The sequence below is a fragment of the Aeromonas sp. s8 genome, assembly GCF_040907785.1.
In the GTDB taxonomy this organism is placed as follows: Bacteria; Pseudomonadota; Gammaproteobacteria; order Enterobacterales; family Aeromonadaceae; genus Aeromonas; species Aeromonas veronii.
In genome coordinates this window covers 170,715-188,016 of the sequence record NZ_JBFOCL010000057.1, presented here as the reverse complement: position 1 = coordinate 188,016, position 17,302 = coordinate 170,715, and the positions used below count along the sequence as shown (strand labels likewise).

Here is a 17,302-nt window from a genome sequence, read left to right as displayed (position 1 = left end):
TACCCTGCGCACCGGTTTTTTTGCATCTGGGATCCCGAGCCATGACAACTCCCCTGCCCCCGTTTGACTGGGACATCTTCTGCTGCGTCGTCGACAACTTCGGCGACATCGGCGTCACCTGGCGACTAGCCCGCCAGCTAAAACGGGAGGGGAATATAGCGGCACATGGCGATGAGGTTCAGGTGCGGCTCTGGGTGGACGATCTGGCAAGTTTCGCCCGTATCTGTCCAGGTCTCGACCCGGCGCAGGATGGCCAGTGGGTCGATGGCATCTATATCCAGCACTGGCATGAGACCCTGCCGAGCGACATGGCACCGGCCAGGGTGGTGATCGAGGCCTTTGCCTGCGAGCTGCCCACCCCCTTCATAGAACTGATGGCGAGCCAACCCAGGCCCCCCTGCTGGATCAATCTGGAATACCTCTCGGCAGAGAGCTGGGTCGAGGATTGCCACGGTCTCGCCTCGCCCCAGCGGGTTGGCAACCAGAGCCTCAATAAATACTTCTTCTTCCCGGGCTTTACCGCTAAAACCGGCGGTCTCCTGTGCGAACACGACCTCATCACCGCACGGGAGCGGTGGCAACAAGATGAAGCGGGACTGGCAGACTACTGGGCCAGCCTCAGTTTGCCGCCAAAACAAGAGAACGAGCTGCGGGTCAGCCTCTTTACCTACGAGAGCAATGCGCTGAAGAGTCTGGTCGAGAGCTGGTGCCAGAGCGCTACGCCCGTCACCCTGCTGCTGCCGCTGGGGCGCTCTCTCAACGATGTGCTCACCGGTGCCGGTCTGACTGATGCCATCCCTGCAGCCAAAGCGGGGGATCTGCTCCACTCGGGCAACCTCACCATCAAGCTGCTGCCGATGACCGATCAGGTTGGCTACGATCGACTGCTGTGGAGCTGCGATCTCAATCTGGTGCGTGGGGAGGACTCCTTCGTACGGGCCCAGTGGGCCGCCCGTCCTTTCCTCTGGCATATCTACCAGCAGGAGGAGGAGGCCCATCTGGTCAAGCTGGAGCAGTTCCTTGACCACTACTTATCCGATCTACCCGCCGAGTGCGGCCAATGGCTGCGCCGGTTCAATCTTGCCCTCAACCGTGGTGAAGATTGCCGCGTACTCTGGGCCCAGTGGCCGCAATACAGCGCGATTTGGCAGCAACATGGGCGACTCTGGTCACAGAAGCTGCTCCGGGATGGGGATCTCGTCACGAGGTTGGTGAAATTTCTGGAAAGCCGTATATAATCTGGCAGTTTTTATCCGTCCGTTTCACGAACAGGAATTTTTTACATGAAAACCGCACAGGAAATCCGCGCTGGTAACGTAGTCATGATCGGCACCGAGCCGATGGTGGTTCAGAAGGCTGAATTCAACAAATCCGGCCGTAACTCCGCCGTGGTCAAAATGAAGCTGAAGGGCCTGCTGAACGGCAGCGCTACCGAGACCGTCTTCAAGGCCGACGACAAGCTGGACGTTGTTCAGCTGGAACGTAAAGAGTGCACCTACTCCTACTTCTCTGACCCCCTGTATGTCTTTATGGACACCGAGTACAACCAGTACGACGTAGAGAAAGACAACCTGGGTGACGTGCTGAACTACCTGGTAGACGGCATGGAAGATCTGTGTGAAGTGACTTTCTACAACGAGAAAGCCATCTCCGTAGAACTGCCGACCACCATCGTGCGTGAAGTTGAGTACACCGAGCCGGCTGCTCGTGGTGACACCTCCGGTAAAGTGACCAAGCCTGCCCGTCTGAAAGGCACTACCTACGAGCTGGCTGTTGCCGCTTTCGTAGAGATCGGTGACAAGATCGAAATCGATACCCGCACCGGCGAATTCAAGCGTCGCGTCAACTAATTGACCGCTTTGAATTGATTGCAAAAAAGCGAGCCAACGGCTCGCTTTTTTATTGCCTCCGAGTTGCCATCACACCGCCCGCCTTCAGAAAATCCCGCCGCCGCCGCTAACCCAGATAACCGGGGGAGCACACTATGGCCAGATTATCCTTATCACTGCTGTTATTGACCTTGCTGGCTGGCCATGGGGCAGAGGCGAGCGAGGTCGCGCCCCCCGTTGCCGAGCCACTGCCCCTCGACCACTGGCAAGCGAGCGACTGGAAAGGGTTACCCGATGCTACCCAGATCGACAAGCAGACGGTGCTGTTCGCCAAACACGACAGTGAAAACTATCTGGGGCTCGCCATTTTACTGCCCGACTGGCAGCGCAGCGGCCAGCTGTGGCAACTGACTCGCGCCCTCGGTCGACTGGGCTTTGATACCCTGCTGCTGCTGCCCTCCCCCCAACAGACCGAACTGGACCCAGCCGCCGAGAAAAAAGCGAAAAATAGCGATGCATTTCGCAAGCAGTTTGCCGAGCGGATCAGCAAGCTGGCGGATGCCAAGCTGCAGGAGGGGGGCTTCAAGCTAATCCTGGCGCAAGGTACCGGCGCCGCCTGGACTGCCAACCTCATCGCCAGCGAACAGTTGCCCGCCCCCGATGCACTGGTGCTGCTCGATGGTTTCTTCCCCAATCAGCAGAGCAACCAGACCCTGGCCAAACAGGTGGCTCAGGCGGCCATCCCCACCCTGGACCTCTATCAGGAGGATGGCGGTCGCTGGCCACTGCTGGCCGCCGAGGCCCGCAGAAGCGAGAGCCGGCGCAGCAACAAGCTCAACTATCGCCCCTACGCCCTGATGGAGCTGGAGGAGACCCCCACCCGCATTCAGGGCTGGCTCAACCATCTGGGCTGGCTCTAAACCGGCCGCTAGCGTGGCGCAATAAAGCGCGCAAGCTCACATCTGCCGGATAAAGCCCAGCCATGACACAGCGGCAGGCTGGCCCTGACTGCATCCTCTTTGGCATCATGGCCTCTCGAACCTGAACAATGGCAGGAAGGCCCATGCAGCAGATTGTGTTTCTCGACAGCGATACCCTGGATGCGGGCATCACCCTGCATCACCCCGACTTCCCCCACCACTGGCAGAGTTATCCCTGCACGGCCCCGGAACATGTGGTTGAGCGGCTCAAAGATGCCAGCATCGCCATCATCAACAAGGTACGGATCGGCGCCGCTGAACTGGCCCAGCTGCCTGAGCTCAAACTCATCGCTCTGGCCGCCACCGGCAGCGACAACGTGGATCTGGAAGCGTGCCGCGCCGCCAACGTCGGGGTGTGCAATATCCGCAATTACTCGGGCCCCTCGGTGCCGGAGCACGCCATGGCGCTGATGCTGGCCCTGTCGCGCAACCTCTTCTGCTGGCGCCAGTCGCTGCTGGAGGGGCGCTGGCAACAGAGCGGCCAGTTCTGCTTTTTCGACCACAACATCATGGATCTGCACGGCAAGCAGCTTGGCATCATCGGCAAAGGGACGCTCGGTCAGGCGCTCGGCGAGCGGGCCAAAGGGATGGGGATGACAGTGCGTTACGCCCAGAGCCAGATCGGCGCCAGTCACGACGAGGACCGCTTGCCCCTCGACGAGTTGCTGCAAAGCTCGGACGTCATCAGCCTGCACTGCCCGCTCACCCCCTACACCCGCAACCTGATTGGCGAGCGGGAGCTGGATCTGATGAAACCGGGCGCCCTGCTGATCAACGTCGGCCGTGGCGGACTGGTGGATGAGGAGGCACTGCTGCAAGCGCTGGCCAACGGCCGCCTCGGTGGCGCCGGTTTCGATGTGGCGAGCGTCGAACCGCCGCCTCCCGACCATCCCTTGATGAAGGCGCTGCAATACCCCCACTTCATTCTGACCCCCCATGTGGCCTGGGCCAGCGAGGAGTCGATGCAGCGCCTCGCCGATCAGCTGATCGACAACATCAACGCCTTTGCCGCCGGTCGCCGCCAGCACCGGCTGGTGTAACCGCACGAGCGAGTCACCACACAATGCACAACGGGGCCAACAGGCCCCGTTTTGCATCTTTCGCACTCACTGCGCGCACATCAATCGTCGTCGTGCCATCTGTGCTTCTTATGCTTTTTGTACTTCTTGTGGTGCTTGTGATGGTGATGATCATCGTCATCATCGTAATAGCGATCCTGGCTCTTGTGGCCATCGCCGGTCTTGGCACCGATGGCCGAACCACTCGCCCCGCCGACCCCGGCGCCGATCAGCTGCCCGGTATCGCCACCAACACTCTTGCCGATGGCGGCACCGCCCAGCGCCCCCACCGCGCCGCCAAGGGCCGCTTCATTCTTGTTGCCCTTGTTGGCCGTCGCAGCCCCACCGGCAGCACCGCCCAACGCAGCCCCCACCAGCGCACCGGTATCTCCCCCCAGCTCCTTGCCGATCATGGTGCCCGCCACACCACCTGCGCCGCCACCCAAAATGGTATTGAGGGTCTCGGAGGCGTACACGGTCGTGCTGCCAGCCAGCAAGGCGCCCAGCAGTGCCAGTGCGCGAAGAGCACGCGAATTCATCTCCATGGGTACTCCTGTCAAACCTGATTAATATTCAGCGGCACTATACAAAGCGCCACGGGGTTCGCCAGCCAGCAGAAATGAGGGATGCGACAGTCAATGGCCGCACGGCTACTGCCAAAAATGGAAGAGTAAAATCAAGCGATTGAATTTAAAGATTAAAATCACCAAAAAGCCAAACTATTACGGCAGGGTGACCCACAATCTGGTTGTCGTGTCCCGACACAGACCCGCCGCGCTGGGACAAAAGCTGTCAGTCAGCAGCCTCATCCGCCAGATGCCAGCAGTCCCGGCCAGCCTCCTTGCTACGATACAGGGCTGCATCAGCACGCTCAAAGATGGGGTCGGCAAGGGGTGAATGGCAGGCGCCACCGATACTCAAGGTGACCTGCCCCTTGTGCTCACGCCACTGTTGATGTCGCACCACGTCAAGCAGACAATAGAGCTTCTCCGCCAGCTCATCCTGTGGCTGTTGCAGCAGAGCGGCAAACTCATCGCCACCAATCCGGTAAACCGTGCTCACCCCCAGCACATCAGCAAGGCAATTGGCCACCCGACACAGCACCTGATCGCCGAAGGCATGACCCCGACTGTCATTGAGTCCTTTGAAGTGATCAATATCAAACAGCAGCAGCCAGAAGCGCTCCCCCCTCAGCTCCAGCGCACTCTTGTGCTGCTCGAAGGCTCGCCGGTTCATGATACCGGTCAGAGGGTCCCGCAACAGCGCATCCTGCCCCTTGAGGAAGCTGGCCCTGACCTGATCGATCTCGTTCAGGCTGCGTCGCACAAACCAGGTATTGGCCTTGGTGATGGGGGGAGAACTCTCCAGATTGCGCACGATACCGGTCAGTGAACCAGACACCAGCGCCTGCTCCTGGCGGAAGATCCTCACCAGCAGACTCAACGTGCAACACCAGATGGCAAACAGGGAGATCAATGGCAAAACCACCATCTGCAGCGCCTCATAGAGGCTGTTGCGAAACAGCACGGGCGGCAGATAGATATTGAGATCCCAGCCAATATCCGCCAGCTCGCGCTTAAGGAAAGTGCCATGACACAACACATCCAGACCGAGCCACTGCTGGCCCTGATGCTGCTCGATGGGGTGATCTGCCAGCAGATCCATATTGCTGCCCACCAACAGCTGGCCGCTGTCGCGCAAGGTAAGATAGAGTGCGGCCTGATTGCCGCCAACCGTCCGTTGTAGCGCCTGCTGCAGCGAGTCGAACGACATGTCGACCATCAGCAGCCCCAGCAGTTGCCCCTGATCGTCCCGCACCCGTTTAATCAGGCTGAGTATCAGTTCATTGGTATTGTATTCAGGGTAGGGGCCAAACCAGACGAGCTCGTCGCCCGGCATGGTGGTCACCTGATACCAGGGTCGCAGCGCCGCCTGATAACCGGGGGGCGGTAGCCAGTCCGGGTAACTGTCGATACGATCCGCGTTCAGGTTGTAAAAGTAGATGTAGTGGTTGCCTGGTTTGATCTTGTGCGCAATGGCCCAGATGGGGGAGTCGGCCAGCCCGCCGCGAGCGATCTTCTCCTTGTCGAGCGAGGCCTCCAGCACCGCCAGTTGCCGCTCATTGACCTTCACCATCTCGTGGATCAGAGACGCTTCAACGGAGGATGCCATGTGGCCGAAGCCGGATACCGTCATGTCGATATCCCTCAGATAGCTGGCAATAGCCATGATGATCGTCACTATCAGGATCATCAAACCAATCAATGCAGAGAGGGGGACCAGCACATAGTAGCGTTTATTGAGATACGAACGGCTCACATCACATCCGAACCAAGAAAACATACGGGGATTGTGGGAGAGAAAGGAGAGTGAATCGTTGATTAATATCACTTTCGCGCCCCTTAAATGACATTTCCAACATTAGCGAAACGTCAAGGTTCGCAAACGAATATCAACTGACAGGAAAAACGCTAGTTACCCCGGGTTAACCCCGCTCTGCATTGCGGGTGTTATAGTCTATACCTGATTCGGCAGGCGCTGGACACACCGTCCATCACCGGCTGCAACGCCAAGCAGAACAAGGAGATGTTATGAGCAGTCCGTTTATCGAACAGATCAAAGCACGTCGTACCATCTATGCCCTGGGCGACCAGGTGTCCCACACGCCGGAGCAGCTGACGGCCCTGATCCAGGATGCCATCAGACACAGCCCCTCCTCCTTCAACTCCCAGAGCTCCCGTGCCGTCATCCTGTTTGGCGCCCAGCACCACAAGCTGTGGGATATCGTCAAAGCCGAGCTGAAAAAGATTGTGCCGCCGGAAGCCTACGCCCAGAGTGAGGCCAAGGTAGATGGCAGCTTCCGCGCAGGCTTCGGTACCGTTCTGTTCTTCGAAGACACCGACGTCATCAAGGATCTGCAGCAAAAATTCGCCCTCTACGCAGACAACTTCCCCATCTGGTCGGAACATGCCACTGGCATCGCCCAGTTTGCGGTCTGGACGACGCTGGCACAGGAGAAAGTCGGTGCCTCCCTGCAGCACTACAACCCGCTGATCGACGAGGCGGTACGCAAAGAGTGGAACCTGCCCGCCAGCTGGCTGCTGCGTGCCCAAATGCCCTTTGGCAGCATCAAGCAACCGGCCGGCGACAAGACCTTTATCGACGACGCCACCCGTTTCCGCGTTTTCAAATAACCGTTGAGATAGCAAAACGCCCCCGCATCTCGGGGGCGTTTTCATTTCGACATCAAGAGTGCGGATAGCGATGGTTCATACCGCAATCTGCAGTCGTAAGACGCTCTATCCACCGCTCAGGCGGGCAGCTTTACCAGCAGGGACTCGCCTTCCTCCAACTCCACCTTCACCTCGCGCCAGTCGCGGATCACCGCCACCACCGCCGGATTGAGCGGCGCATCGCCCCCGACCTGCACCACGGTGCAACCTGCACGCAGGGCGCTCTCGATACCGGCCGGGGCATCCTCGAACACCAAGCAACGAGCGGGCGAGACGCCAAGCCGTTCAGCCCCCAGCAGATAGGGCTCGGGATCGGGCTTGCCATGGATCACAGCTTCGGCCCCCACCAGTACATGGGGCAGCGGCAAACCGGCACAACTCAGGCGATGGCGAGCAACCCGCTCACTGGCGGAGGTCACAATGGCCCAATGCTCTGGCGGCAAGCGGCGCAGCAACTCGCCAGCCCCTGCGATGGCGTCGCCACCGGTATGCTGCATCTCCAGCTCGTCAAGCCGCGCCGCCTCCCGCTCCACATCCAGTTGCGGGGCCAGCGCCCGGATCACCTCTCGCGAGCGCATGCCGTGGCACATCGCCAACACCGGCTCGGGTGCCAGCTGATGATGCTGGCACCAGAGCCGCCACACCTTCTCCACATCGCCGGTCGAGCAGACCAGGGTGCCATCCATATCGAGCAGCAGGGCGGATACCGACAGGGTGATCGTGTTCATGCCAGCACTCATACAGACACTCATACAGGCACCCCGGCCAGCTCGGGCAGAGAGCCAGAGAGCGCATCGGCAAAGGCCTGCTGCTGGGCGGCACGCTCATAACAGGCCAGCGCCTGCTCGGCACTGCCAGCCCACACTTGCAAGGGGCCGACCACAAAACCCTGTTGCAGCAGGCTGGCGAGCAGCTCCCCCGTCTCCGGGGCCGCCAACGGCTGAGCCAGCACCAGCGTGTTCTTGATCAAAAAAAGATAACGTTGAGTGGACATGATATGGCTCCTTGTTCAGGTTCAGAGGAGGGCGATTCCCCCCTTGCCGAGCCATTAGAACAAGGCGATTAGATAATTTATAATCAATAAATCGCCACTTTGGATAACCAATTGGAATGAAATTCGACTTGAGGCAACTGCAGGCGTTTGTGACGCTGGCCGACACCGCCAACTACCGGGAAGCGGCCAGCCGCCTCTTTATCACCCAACCGGCCCTCACCAAGCAGATCCAGGGGCTGGAGCAGGCGCTGGGCTGCACCCTATTCAAGCGGGGTCGCCACGGTGCCGAGCTGACGGCGCTCGGCGCCCAGCTGCTCACTCAGGCGAGTGCGCTGGTCGAGCACGGTCGGGAGTTCGAAAGCCATGCGCTGGCTGTGGCGAGCGGGGTAGCCGGTCGGCTCAAGATTGGCTTCGGTCTGTCGAGTTTCGCACTGGCCCCTGCGCTGGTGGCCCGCTTCAAACAGCAGGTCACGGACGTGATGGTCCATCTGCAGGATATGCCCTCCGCCATCCAGCAGGAACAGCTGCTCTCCGGCCAGTTGCAGCTTGGCTTTATGCGCAGACCTCAGATGCCCCAGTTGCAGGAGCACAGACTGCTGATCGACCGGCTGGTGCTGGCGGTGCCGACACGAATGACCGAACCAGACCCGGCCGCATTCGACGTCCAGCAGGCACTGACCAGTCAACCCCTGTTGCAGATGGTGGGCCACCGCTGCCCCGGGCTCAGCCAGCAGATCGCCGGTTTCCTCGGCGCCAATCGGCTGACCGGCATGGTCCAGGAGGCCGAGGATATCCAGACGCTGGTGGCGCTGGTCGCGGCGGGCATCGGCAATGCCATCCTGCCGCGCAGCGTCAGCTTTATCGCAGGGCCCGATGTCACCCTCTATCCTCTCTCTGGTCCCAGCTCCGAGTGGGAGGTCAGCATGGTATGGAATCCGGACTTTGCCGACCCCATCCGGGATCACTTCGTCAGGCAGGTGATCGCCAGCCATCCCCTGCCGGTGTCGGCCACACCCGAGCGCTGAAACCAACCCTTGCTGGTAGCTAACACCGTGACCAGCCAAAAAACAGTGCGCCCCCATCAAGGGGGCGCATGCAGGACAAAAGCGGCAATGCGGCTCAACAGCTGGCGCAGTGACTACGGTTTTTACCCGCCCCCTTGGCGCAATAAAGCGCCGCATCGGCCGCGGCCAGCAACGCCCCTTCACCCTCCAGCAGTTGCTCTGCCGTGTAGGTGGCAATGCCAATGCTGGCGCTAAGCTGAATATTATTTGCCACCACGATGTCGAGATCGTTGATGGCCTGGCGGATCTCCTCTCCAATCCGCTGGGCCGCATCTCGATCAGTATTGCCGAGGATCAGGGCAAACTCGTCACCACCAAAACGGCAGGGCAGATCCGCCGGACGCTGGCAGAAGGATTGCAGAAGATGGCCCACCAGCTGGAGGGAGCCATCCCCCATCTGATGACCAAGATGGTCATTGCACGCCTTGAAGTTATCCAGATCCAGCATGATGAGGGAGAGGGGAGTATGTTCACGCATGCTGCGCCGCCACTCGTTATGCAAAAAGCTGTTGAACAGCCGCCGATTGGCCAGTCCGGTCAGGGGATCATGTTGGGAGAGGCTGGCAACTTCCAGCTCCAGCAGCTTGCGCTCGGTGATATTGATATGGGCGATGGAAAAATACTCGGCGTCAAGCCCGGGTACCGGCGCTACTCGCATCATAAACCAGCGCTGGGTGTCGGGGCTGTGGCAGGGGTATTCCAGATAGAACTTCTCCTGCTGATGACGGATAACCCGAAGGATCCCCTCCACGGCAGCCAATCCCGAGGGCTCGGCTTCAGCGTCACAAGCCCCCATGTAATTGACCCCAATCCAGTTATATCCCTTGGGCATGCCGTTTTGCTCGGCAAACAGATCCCAGGCGAGATTGGTGTAATGGATCACGCCATCCCGATCTATCACCGATATCTGGTCTTCCAGCGAATCCAGCAGCGCAGCCAGATAATGAGCCCGCTCGGAGAAGTGACTCTGCCGCGCCTGTATCTCATCCGCCATGGTGGCCATCCTGTGGCAAAAGTGGCATTCCGCCATCTATTAACAATTAAGTCAGCAGATAGAGTAAAGCACCCCGTTCCCACTTAGCCAACTGAGACCAAATTTCACCATCGAACATCATCCGGCAAGGTTTCAGGCCAGTTTCCCTGTTCCGGATAACAAGAGCACATCATGAGCATATGTATCTGATAAGTCACATTTAATGGCCACACCACTGATTTTCGCAGGGGATGCCATCGCCCTCTCCGTCCATTTTGGTGTTCGGGCAATGTTGCAAAAACCAGGTTGCCTCCTCGCAGGAGGTCATCTGGGAGCAATGCTGCCGACCATCACACTGGCGAATAAAGGTCGTTGCCTGTGGCGTGCTGACCTCCTCCTGATTGAAAGAGGAGACCGGCAATGGCGCCATCGACTCGGCCGAGAAACGGGAATAGATGGAAAAGAGGCCGACGAGCACCAGCAGAGGGATCAATTTGCCACTCCAGCTGCTCTTGCGACGTCGATAGGGGTTACTCCGCTCTCTGGTAGAAGTGGGTCGTGGCGGCTGACTTGCCGCCCGAAACGATGGCGCCGCTGATGATGCGGCCGACGGCACGGCATCCGCCAACGTGAGCGGGCGATCGGGGAAAAAGACCTGTAACGCCCTTGGTTTGTCATCCTGGCCACTGCCGATCAGATAGGTGACACGCTCCCCCGGCTCGGGCACCCGGCCATCTGATTGCAGCGCCGTAACATGCACAAACAGCCCTGCACTGCGTGATCCATTGATTGCCTGCTCGGCGCCATTTTGCTCCGGCGTAATAAACCCAAAGCCGCGCGCCTCGTTCCAGCTCGCGATCCGTCCCTGATAACGCATCTGTCCATCCTTGTTGTTATCCATGTGAGCACTATCTTGCCCGACAATCATGTTGCCCAAAAGCGCAGCGGCCCGACAGGGAGCCGCTGAGTCAATCTCAAAACGGTGATCGGGCGCAGCCTGCGTTAAGGATCAAGCCAGCTGGGACACCTTGATGATCTCGGCGATGCGACCCAGCATCCGCAGCGAGGTGTGATGCTCGGTGGCATCTGCGGCGGCGCAGGCATCCTCCAGAATGGTGATGGCGTAGTCGCGATCGTGACCATCCCGCGTTGCCGCCTGAATGGCCCAGCTAGTGCTCACCCCGCACAGATAGAGGTGGTCGATGTGATTGGCCCGCAGCGCAGGCTCCAGCGCCGTGCCATAGAAGGGGCTGACCCTGGGCTTGGCCAACACCAGATCACCGGGCTGCACATCCAGATCCGGGTGAAAGTCGGTGCCCGGGTCGCTAAGCGACAGCGCTCCAAACTGGTGAGCACGACCAAACATGGGAGACCCCTTGGGTTGCAGCTGATAGCCGCCGTCAAAGCCCACCTTGATCAGCACTACCAGCCAGCCGTTGGCGCGGGCATGGGCCAGCGCCTGATTGGCATGCGCAACAGCATCCTGCTCCAGCACATGGGCTGCGGAGGCGGCAATGCGCCCGTCGGGGTGGGCGATGTCGTTGATAAAATCGATCACCAGCAGTGCCTTGTTCATCACCTTTGCTCCTTCGCGCATTCAGCCCGTGTTACCTGGTTTCTACCTGTCATACCAGCCCAAGTGCGTAGCGCAGGGCCATCTCCTTCAGGGGGCCCGCCTTGTCCGCCAGATTGAGGGCCAGATTGCGGGCCAGCTTGAGGGGGCCAATCTCGTTGCTGAACACCCCGTAGAAGAGATCCATCCCCGACTGCATCAGCAGGTTGTCGGGGCGACGGCGTCGCTCGTAACGCTCGGCCAACGCCAGCTGATGCCAGTCGGCGCCAGCTCCTTGCAGCAGATCAGCCCAGCAGGCCACATCCTTGAAGCCAAGGTTGACCCCCTGCCCCGCCAGCGGGTTGATGGTGTGGGCGGCATCGCCAAGCAGCACCACCCGACCGGCGTGGTAGTCGTTGGCGTGGCGGCGCACCAGCGGGAAACTCCCCTTTCCGGTGACGGTAAATCCGCCGAGCCGACTCGGGAAGTGGCGGCGCACTTCGGCGGCGAGCGCCTCGTTGCTCATGGCTGCCAGCGCCCGGATCCGGGCCGGGCTGTCATACCACACCAGAGAGCCGTGCTGACCGGGCAGCGGCAAGAAGGCGCGCGGGCCGCTCGGGGTGAACTGCTGCCAGGTGATATCTTCCTGCGCAAAGTCGGTGTCGATATTGATCAGCATGCAGTGCTGGCGGTACTCGAAGCGCGATACGCCGATACCCGCCAGCTTGCGGGTGTGGGATTCGGCACCGTCACAGGCCAGCACCCAGCGGGCCGCCAGCTCGGTGCCATCATCCAGAGTCAGCACTGCTTCATCCGCACTCTGGCGCAGGCTGGTCACCGCCGCCGGGGTATGGGTCTGGATGGTGGGGAAATCCTCCATCCGTTTGAGCAGGGCGAGCTGCACCAACCGATTTTCGATGATGTAGCCGAGCTGGGGCAGACCGAGATCGGCGGCATTGAAGCGGGTGGCAAAACCGTCCAGCTCCCAGGTCTCCAGCCGGCGATAGGGGCAGAGCCGCATCTGTTGCAGATGGTGCCAGGCACCGGCCTGCTCCAGCAGCGCCACCGAGGCCTGACTGATGGCGGAGACCCGCAGATCCAGCGGCTGCTCCGGCACGTAATGCTCCGGCAGTTGGGTCTCGATGACCCGCACCGAGAGGCCCTGAGCCGCCAGCAGACAGGCGGTGGCGGCGCCCACCATGCCGGCGCCGACGATGGCGATATCACACTGTTCCATACATTTATTCCTGAAAGGGTGCGTCCGGCGACAGCGCCCGGACGTGAACCGGATGGCTGCATGATAGCGCAAGGGCGACTGATAAACAGTGAGACAAACGGGGAATTGCTGCGTCAAATCAAGGAGAAAGCTTATTGAGCTTGCTGGCAACAGGTATCGGGTGAGCACCATTGCCAGCTGGATATTAGCTAGGCAGTATCCAGATTGCGGAGTAAAATGCGCGGTCCTTTGACCATGCCGATTTCAAAACAAGTCAAGAGAAGCAATGAGCAAGAAACTTCACATTAAAACCTGGGGTTGCCAGATGAACGAGTATGACTCGTCCAAAATGGCCGACCTGTTGGATGCCAGCAATGGCTACACCCTTACCGAAGAGCCCGAAGAGGCAGATGTCTTGCTGCTGAATACCTGCTCCATCCGCGAAAAGGCGCAGGAGAAGGTGTTCCACCAGCTGGGACGCTGGAAAAAGCTCAAGGCCAACAAGCCCGCTCTGGTGATCGGCGTGGGTGGCTGCGTTGCCTCTCAGGAGGGCGATGCCATCCGCCAGCGCGCTCCCTATGTGGATATCGTGTTCGGCCCGCAGACCCTGCATCGCCTGCCCGCCATGATCAAGGAAGTGCAAGAGGGCCGTGGCGCCCAGGTTGATATCGCCTTCCCCGAGATCGAAAAATTCGACAGCCTGCCCGAACCGCGCGCCGAAGGGGCTACCGCGTTCGTCTCCATCATGGAAGGCTGCTCCAAATACTGTACTTACTGCGTGGTGCCCTACACCCGCGGTGAAGAGGTGAGCCGACCGCTGGACGACGTGCTCTACGAAATCGCCCAGCTCGCCCAGCAGGGCGTGCGCGAAGTGAACCTGCTCGGCCAGAACGTCAACGCCTACCGCGGTCCGACCTTTGATGGCGGCATCTGCACCTTCGCCGAGTTGCTGCGTCTGGTGGCCGCTATCGACGGTATCGATCGCATTCGCTACACCACCAGCCACCCGATCGAGTTCACCGACGACATCATCGAAGTCTACAAAGATACCCCGGAAGTGGTCAGCTTCCTGCACCTGCCGGTGCAGAGCGGCTCCGACCGCATCCTGACCATGATGAAGCGCCCGCACACCATCCTGGAGTACAAATCCAAGATCCGTCGCCTGCGTGCCGCCCGTCCCGACATCACCATCAGCTCCGACTTTATCGTTGGCTTCCCGAACGAGACGGACGAAGACTTTGAAGCGACCATGAAGTTGATCGAGGATGTGGGTTTCGACATGAGCTTCAGCTTCATCTTCAGCCCGCGCCCGGGCACCCCGGCCGCCGACATGCCCGACGATGTCGACATGGAAGTGAAAAAAGCCCGTCTGGCCCGCCTGCAGCACGTCATCAACAACCAGGCGATGCAGATTGGCCGTGCCATGCTGGGCACCACCCAGCGCATCCTGGTGGAAGGGCCCTCCAAGCTCGACCCGATGCAGCTGTGTGGTCGCACCGAGAACAACCGGGTGGTCAACTTCGAAGGCCAGCACACCCTGATCGGCGGTTTTGCCGACGTGGAGATCACCGAGGTACGTCCCAACTCCCTGCGCGGCAAGTTCATCCGCGGCGAGAGCGAGATGAACCTGCGGATCGCCACCGCACCGAGCGAAATCCTGGCCCGTCGCCCGGATAACGTACCGGACGAGCTGGGCGTTGCCGCCTTCACTCCCCATTAATCCCCTCCTCCCCATTCGCCCGGCGGATGGGGAGCGCCTTGAGACGAGGATATTTTGAGCCGACACATCTCGACCCTGAATCTGCATCTGGAGCCCGCCGACAACCAGCGCCTTGCCAGCCTGTGCGGCCCCTTCGATGACAACATCAAGCAGCTGGAGCGCCGCCTCGGCGTCGAGATCAGCTACCGTGACAGCCACTTCCAGTTGGTGGGCAAACCGGCCCAGCTGGATGCCGCCGCCGTCATCCTCAAGCACCTCTATGTGGAAACCCAGCCCCTCAAGGGCGGCAAGGTGACCGACATCACCCCCGACATGGTCCATCTGGCCATTCAGGAGTCGCGGGTGCTGGAGCAGGATGACGAACCGGCGCCGAGCATCCCCTATGGCAAGGAGGTGACGGTCAAGACCAAGCGCGGTCTCATCAAGCCACGCAGCCCAAATCAGGCCCAGTACATTGCCAATATCGTGCGCCACGACATCTGCTTCGGCATAGGCCCGGCCGGTACCGGCAAGACCTATCTGGCGGTGGCGGCGGCGGTGGATGCGCTGGAGCGTCAGGAGATCCGCCGCATTCTGCTGACCCGTCCGGCGGTGGAAGCGGGGGAGAAGCTCGGCTTCCTGCCCGGGGATCTCTCCCAGAAGGTGGATCCTTACCTGCGCCCGCTCTACGACGCCCTGTTCGAGATGCTGGGCTTTGAGCGGGTCGAGAAGCTGATGGAGCGCAACATCATCGAGGTGGCGCCGCTTGCTTATATGCGCGGAAGAACCCTCAATGACGCCTTTATCATTCTCGATGAGGCCCAGAACACCACCACCGAGCAGATGAAGATGTTCCTCACCCGCATCGGCTTCAACTCCAAGGCCGTGGTCACCGGCGACATCACCCAGGTAGACCTGCCGCGCAACGCCAAATCCGGCCTGCGCCACGCGCTGGAAGTGCTGCCAGGGGTCGATGGTCTGTCGTTCAACTTCTTCGAGTCCAAAGACGTGGTTCGCCACCCGGTGGTGGCCCGCATCGTGCAGGCCTATGAGGCGTTCGACGCCAAACAGGCAGCCGAGAAGGTGGCCGGCCAAACAAACGCCAGCAAAGAGAGTGAGCAATGAGCGTAACCCTGGATCTGCAGCTGGCCAGTGCCAGCACTGACGGCCTGCCCACCGAAGCCCAACTGCAAGGCTGGCTTGACGGCACCATTCTCGGCTTCCAGCAGGAGGCAGAAGTGACGGTACGCATCGTCGACGAGGCGGAGAGCAACGAACTCAACCTCACCTATCGCGGCAAGGACAAGCCCACCAACGTGCTCTCATTCCCGTTCGAGGCGCCGCCCGGTCTGGAGCTGCCGCTGCTCGGCGATCTGGTGATCTGCCGTCAGGTGGTAGAGCGCGAGGCCGAGGAGCAGGGCAAGCCCCTGATGGCCCACTGGGCCCACATGGTTGTGCACGGCAGTCTGCATCTGCTAGGTTATGACCATATCGAGGATGAGGAAGCCGAAGAGATGGAAGCGCTTGAGCGCGACATCATGCAGGAGCTCGGTTTTGCCGATCCTTATCTGAACGACGAAGAGTAAAGAACCGGATGGTCATCGTCTTGAAACAGCAGATGGCCATCCTTATATAACCCGAACTATTTCAAGTGTGTTCATACGAGTAACCAAGAGAGAAAATGACCGACGATCACCCTAGTACCGGCTCGCCGAAGAAAACCTGGCTCGACAAACTCAGCCAACTCTTCCAGGGCGAGCCAAAAGACCGCAATGATTTGGTAGACGTGATAGCCGATGCCGAAGAGCGCGACCTCATCGATCAGGACACCAAGGACATGATCGAGGGGGTGCTGGAGATCGCCGATCTTCGCGTGCGCGATATCATGATCCCCCGCTCCCAGATGGTGACCATCGAGAAGTCCCAACCGGTGGATGCGATCCTGCCGGTGATCATCGAGTCCGGTCACTCCCGCTTCCCGGTGATCAACGAGGACAAGGATCATGTGGAGGGCATTCTGCTCGCCAAGGATCTGCTCCCCTTCGGGTTTGGCGGCCATCACGCCAGCGAGCCGCTACAGCTCGAGAAAATCTTGCGCCCCACGGTGATCGTGCCGGAAAGCAAACGGGTTGACCGTCTGCTCAAGGAGTTCCGTGAAGAGCGCTACCACATGGCCATCGTGGTCGACGAATTTGGTGGCGTCTCCGGTCTGGTGACAATCGAAGACATACTGGAACTGATCGTTGGCGAGATCGACGACGAGTTTGACGACATCGAGGATGAGCCGGACGAGATCCGCCGCCTCAGCAAGCGGGTCTTCTCCATCAGCGCCCTGACCGAGATCGAGGATTTCAACGACTTCTTCGGCACCAAATTCAGCGATGAAGAGGTGGATACGGTAGGCGGTCTGGTGATGCACGCCTTCAGCCACCTGCCCAAGAAGGGTGAGGAGATCGAGCTGGATGGCTACCTGTTCAAGGTGATGCATGCCGACCGGCGTCGTCTGCAGCAGCTGCAGGTGAAGATCCCCGAGCACCATGCGGCGGCGCAATCCGAACCGCAATAAGCAGATCCGCTCGATGTGTGAAACAACGCCCCGACCTCGGGGCGTTGTGCTCTCTGCCACCGGTATCGAGGCTCGCCGTTGCCCCGCTTACAGGTTAAGATACCGGCCATTCGACCCCAGTTGCACACCAAGACGAGC

At 60.1% G+C, this 17,302-nt stretch carries 18 protein-coding genes; 10 read left to right on the top strand and 8 right to left on the bottom strand.

Annotation, left to right across the window (positions count from 1 at the left end; genetic code table 11):
* Positions 1 to 41: 41 nt before the first annotated feature.
* The 4 genes from earP to AB5Y86_RS20220 all read left to right on the top strand — a co-directional run bounded on the left by earP (position 42) and on the right by AB5Y86_RS20220 (position 3,849).
* Entirely contained in the window at positions 42 to 1,238 is a 1,197-nt protein-coding gene (gene earP, locus AB5Y86_RS20235; protein WP_368193903.1) for an elongation factor P maturation arginine rhamnosyltransferase EarP, read from the top strand.
* A gap of 45 nt (positions 1,239 to 1,283) precedes the next feature.
* Positions 1,284 to 1,850: an elongation factor P gene (gene efp / locus AB5Y86_RS20230; protein WP_005335100.1), complete on the top strand. Its 567-nt coding sequence runs from the start codon at positions 1,284 to 1,286 to the stop codon at positions 1,848 to 1,850.
* A 134-nt stretch (positions 1,851 to 1,984) separates the two neighbouring features.
* Positions 1,985 to 2,749, top strand: a complete 765-nt coding sequence (locus AB5Y86_RS20225; RefSeq protein WP_088868655.1) for a DUF3530 family protein — start codon at positions 1,985 to 1,987, stop codon at positions 2,747 to 2,749.
* Positions 2,750 to 2,892: 143 nt separating this feature from the next.
* Complete coding sequence (locus tag AB5Y86_RS20220) at positions 2,893 to 3,849, top strand: D-2-hydroxyacid dehydrogenase (RefSeq protein WP_151286100.1); 957 nt, start codon at positions 2,893 to 2,895, stop codon at positions 3,847 to 3,849.
* 80 nt (positions 3,850 to 3,929) lie between these two features.
* Here AB5Y86_RS20220 and AB5Y86_RS20215 read toward each other — a convergent pair whose 3' ends face one another.
* Together AB5Y86_RS20215 and AB5Y86_RS20210 are read right to left on the bottom strand one after the other, a co-directional pair.
* Entirely contained in the window at positions 3,930 to 4,412 is a 483-nt protein-coding gene (locus AB5Y86_RS20215) for a YMGG-like glycine zipper-containing protein (RefSeq protein WP_021229759.1), read from the bottom strand.
* 247 nt (positions 4,413 to 4,659) lie between these two features.
* A complete protein-coding gene (locus AB5Y86_RS20210) occupies positions 4,660 to 6,210 on the bottom strand; it encodes a diguanylate cyclase (protein WP_368193902.1) in 1,551 nt (516 codons plus the stop codon).
* Between the two features lie 248 nt (positions 6,211 to 6,458).
* Between AB5Y86_RS20210 and AB5Y86_RS20205 the strand changes: the two genes are divergently transcribed.
* Positions 6,459 to 7,061, top strand: coding sequence for a nitroreductase family protein (locus tag AB5Y86_RS20205; protein ID WP_005348028.1), 603 nt, complete (start codon positions 6,459 to 6,461; stop codon positions 7,059 to 7,061).
* Between the two features lie 116 nt (positions 7,062 to 7,177).
* Here the strand turns inward: AB5Y86_RS20205 and AB5Y86_RS20200 are convergent, their stop codons facing one another.
* Together AB5Y86_RS20200 and AB5Y86_RS20195 are read right to left on the bottom strand one after the other, a co-directional pair.
* Positions 7,178 to 7,828 (bottom strand): HAD-IA family hydrolase, encoded by a 651-nt coding sequence (locus AB5Y86_RS20200; RefSeq protein ID WP_368193901.1) that lies wholly within the window; start codon positions 7,826 to 7,828, stop codon positions 7,178 to 7,180.
* Between the two features lie 20 nt (positions 7,829 to 7,848).
* Entirely contained in the window at positions 7,849 to 8,094 is a 246-nt protein-coding gene (locus AB5Y86_RS20195) for a hypothetical protein (protein WP_043822229.1), read from the bottom strand.
* 116 nt (positions 8,095 to 8,210) lie between these two features.
* Here AB5Y86_RS20195 and AB5Y86_RS20190 point away from each other — a divergent pair, with 116 nt between their 5' ends.
* Positions 8,211 to 9,119: a LysR family transcriptional regulator gene (locus AB5Y86_RS20190; protein ID WP_043822227.1), complete on the top strand. Its 909-nt coding sequence runs from the start codon at positions 8,211 to 8,213 to the stop codon at positions 9,117 to 9,119.
* 94 nt (positions 9,120 to 9,213) lie between these two features.
* Here the strand turns inward: AB5Y86_RS20190 and AB5Y86_RS20185 are convergent, their stop codons facing one another.
* The 4 genes from AB5Y86_RS20185 to AB5Y86_RS20170 form a co-directional block, all read right to left on the bottom strand.
* Positions 9,214 to 10,152, bottom strand: coding sequence for a diguanylate cyclase (locus AB5Y86_RS20185; RefSeq protein WP_368193900.1), 939 nt, complete (start codon positions 10,150 to 10,152; stop codon positions 9,214 to 9,216).
* 199 nt (positions 10,153 to 10,351) lie between these two features.
* Complete coding sequence (locus tag AB5Y86_RS20180) at positions 10,352 to 11,008, bottom strand: excalibur calcium-binding domain-containing protein (RefSeq protein WP_368193941.1); 657 nt, start codon at positions 11,006 to 11,008, stop codon at positions 10,352 to 10,354.
* A gap of 132 nt (positions 11,009 to 11,140) precedes the next feature.
* Positions 11,141 to 11,707 carry an isochorismatase family cysteine hydrolase gene (locus tag AB5Y86_RS20175; RefSeq protein ID WP_325793556.1) on the bottom strand — a complete coding sequence of 189 codons (567 nt, stop codon included), beginning with the start codon at positions 11,705 to 11,707 and terminating at the stop codon, positions 11,141 to 11,143.
* 49 nt (positions 11,708 to 11,756) lie between these two features.
* On the bottom strand, positions 11,757 to 12,920 hold the full coding sequence (locus tag AB5Y86_RS20170; RefSeq protein WP_368193899.1) for an FAD-dependent oxidoreductase: 1,164 nt from the start codon (positions 12,918 to 12,920) through the stop codon (positions 11,757 to 11,759).
* Between the two features lie 265 nt (positions 12,921 to 13,185).
* On the opposite strand from AB5Y86_RS20170, the gene miaB reads away from it, so the two are divergent.
* The 4 genes from miaB (at position 13,186) to corC (ending at position 17,164) form a co-directional block, all read left to right on the top strand.
* Complete coding sequence (gene miaB / locus AB5Y86_RS20165; protein WP_335832464.1) at positions 13,186 to 14,619, top strand: tRNA (N6-isopentenyl adenosine(37)-C2)-methylthiotransferase MiaB; 1,434 nt, start codon at positions 13,186 to 13,188, stop codon at positions 14,617 to 14,619.
* Between the two features lie 54 nt (positions 14,620 to 14,673).
* Positions 14,674 to 15,723 carry a PhoH family protein gene (locus AB5Y86_RS20160; protein ID WP_005362369.1) on the top strand — a complete coding sequence of 350 codons (1,050 nt, stop codon included), beginning with the start codon at positions 14,674 to 14,676 and terminating at the stop codon, positions 15,721 to 15,723.
* Positions 15,720 to 16,184 (top strand): rRNA maturation RNase YbeY, encoded by a 465-nt coding sequence (gene ybeY / locus AB5Y86_RS20155; protein ID WP_005354089.1) that lies wholly within the window; start codon positions 15,720 to 15,722, stop codon positions 16,182 to 16,184. Before AB5Y86_RS20160 ends, ybeY begins: the two co-directional genes overlap by 4 nt.
* Positions 16,185 to 16,279: 95 nt before the next feature.
* Positions 16,280 to 17,164, top strand: coding sequence for a CNNM family magnesium/cobalt transport protein CorC (gene corC / locus AB5Y86_RS20150; protein ID WP_005354092.1), 885 nt, complete (start codon positions 16,280 to 16,282; stop codon positions 17,162 to 17,164).
* Positions 17,165 to 17,302 lie beyond the last annotated feature (138 nt).

Coding starts and splice junctions, on each gene's coding strand:
- earP (WP_368193903.1), top strand. CDS start 42: ATGACAACTCCCCTGCCCCCGTTTGACTGGGACATCTTCTGCTGCGTC.
- efp (WP_005335100.1), top strand. CDS start 1,284: ATGAAAACCGCACAGGAAATCCGCGCTGGTAACGTAGTCATGATCGGC.
- AB5Y86_RS20225 (WP_088868655.1), top strand. CDS start 1,985: ATGGCCAGATTATCCTTATCACTGCTGTTATTGACCTTGCTGGCTGGC.
- AB5Y86_RS20220 (WP_151286100.1), top strand. CDS start 2,893: ATGCAGCAGATTGTGTTTCTCGACAGCGATACCCTGGATGCGGGCATC.
- AB5Y86_RS20215 (WP_021229759.1), bottom strand. CDS start 4,412: ATGGAGATGAATTCGCGTGCTCTTCGCGCACTGGCACTGCTGGGCGCC.
- AB5Y86_RS20210 (WP_368193902.1), bottom strand. CDS start 6,210: ATGTTTTCTTGGTTCGGATGTGATGTGAGCCGTTCGTATCTCAATAAA.
- AB5Y86_RS20205 (WP_005348028.1), top strand. CDS start 6,459: ATGAGCAGTCCGTTTATCGAACAGATCAAAGCACGTCGTACCATCTAT.
- AB5Y86_RS20200 (WP_368193901.1), bottom strand. CDS start 7,828: ATGAACACGATCACCCTGTCGGTATCCGCCCTGCTGCTCGATATGGAT.
- AB5Y86_RS20195 (WP_043822229.1), bottom strand. CDS start 8,094: ATGTCCACTCAACGTTATCTTTTTTTGATCAAGAACACGCTGGTGCTG.
- AB5Y86_RS20190 (WP_043822227.1), top strand. CDS start 8,211: ATGAAATTCGACTTGAGGCAACTGCAGGCGTTTGTGACGCTGGCCGAC.
- AB5Y86_RS20185 (WP_368193900.1), bottom strand. CDS start 10,152: ATGGCGGATGAGATACAGGCGCGGCAGAGTCACTTCTCCGAGCGGGCT.
- AB5Y86_RS20180 (WP_368193941.1), bottom strand. CDS start 11,008: ATGCGTTATCAGGGACGGATCGCGAGCTGGAACGAGGCGCGCGGCTTT.
- AB5Y86_RS20175 (WP_325793556.1), bottom strand. CDS start 11,707: ATGAACAAGGCACTGCTGGTGATCGATTTTATCAACGACATCGCCCAC.
- AB5Y86_RS20170 (WP_368193899.1), bottom strand. CDS start 12,920: ATGGAACAGTGTGATATCGCCATCGTCGGCGCCGGCATGGTGGGCGCC.
- miaB (WP_335832464.1), top strand. CDS start 13,186: ATGAGCAAGAAACTTCACATTAAAACCTGGGGTTGCCAGATGAACGAG.
- ybeY (WP_005354089.1), top strand. CDS start 15,720: ATGAGCGTAACCCTGGATCTGCAGCTGGCCAGTGCCAGCACTGACGGC.
- corC (WP_005354092.1), top strand. CDS start 16,280: ATGACCGACGATCACCCTAGTACCGGCTCGCCGAAGAAAACCTGGCTC.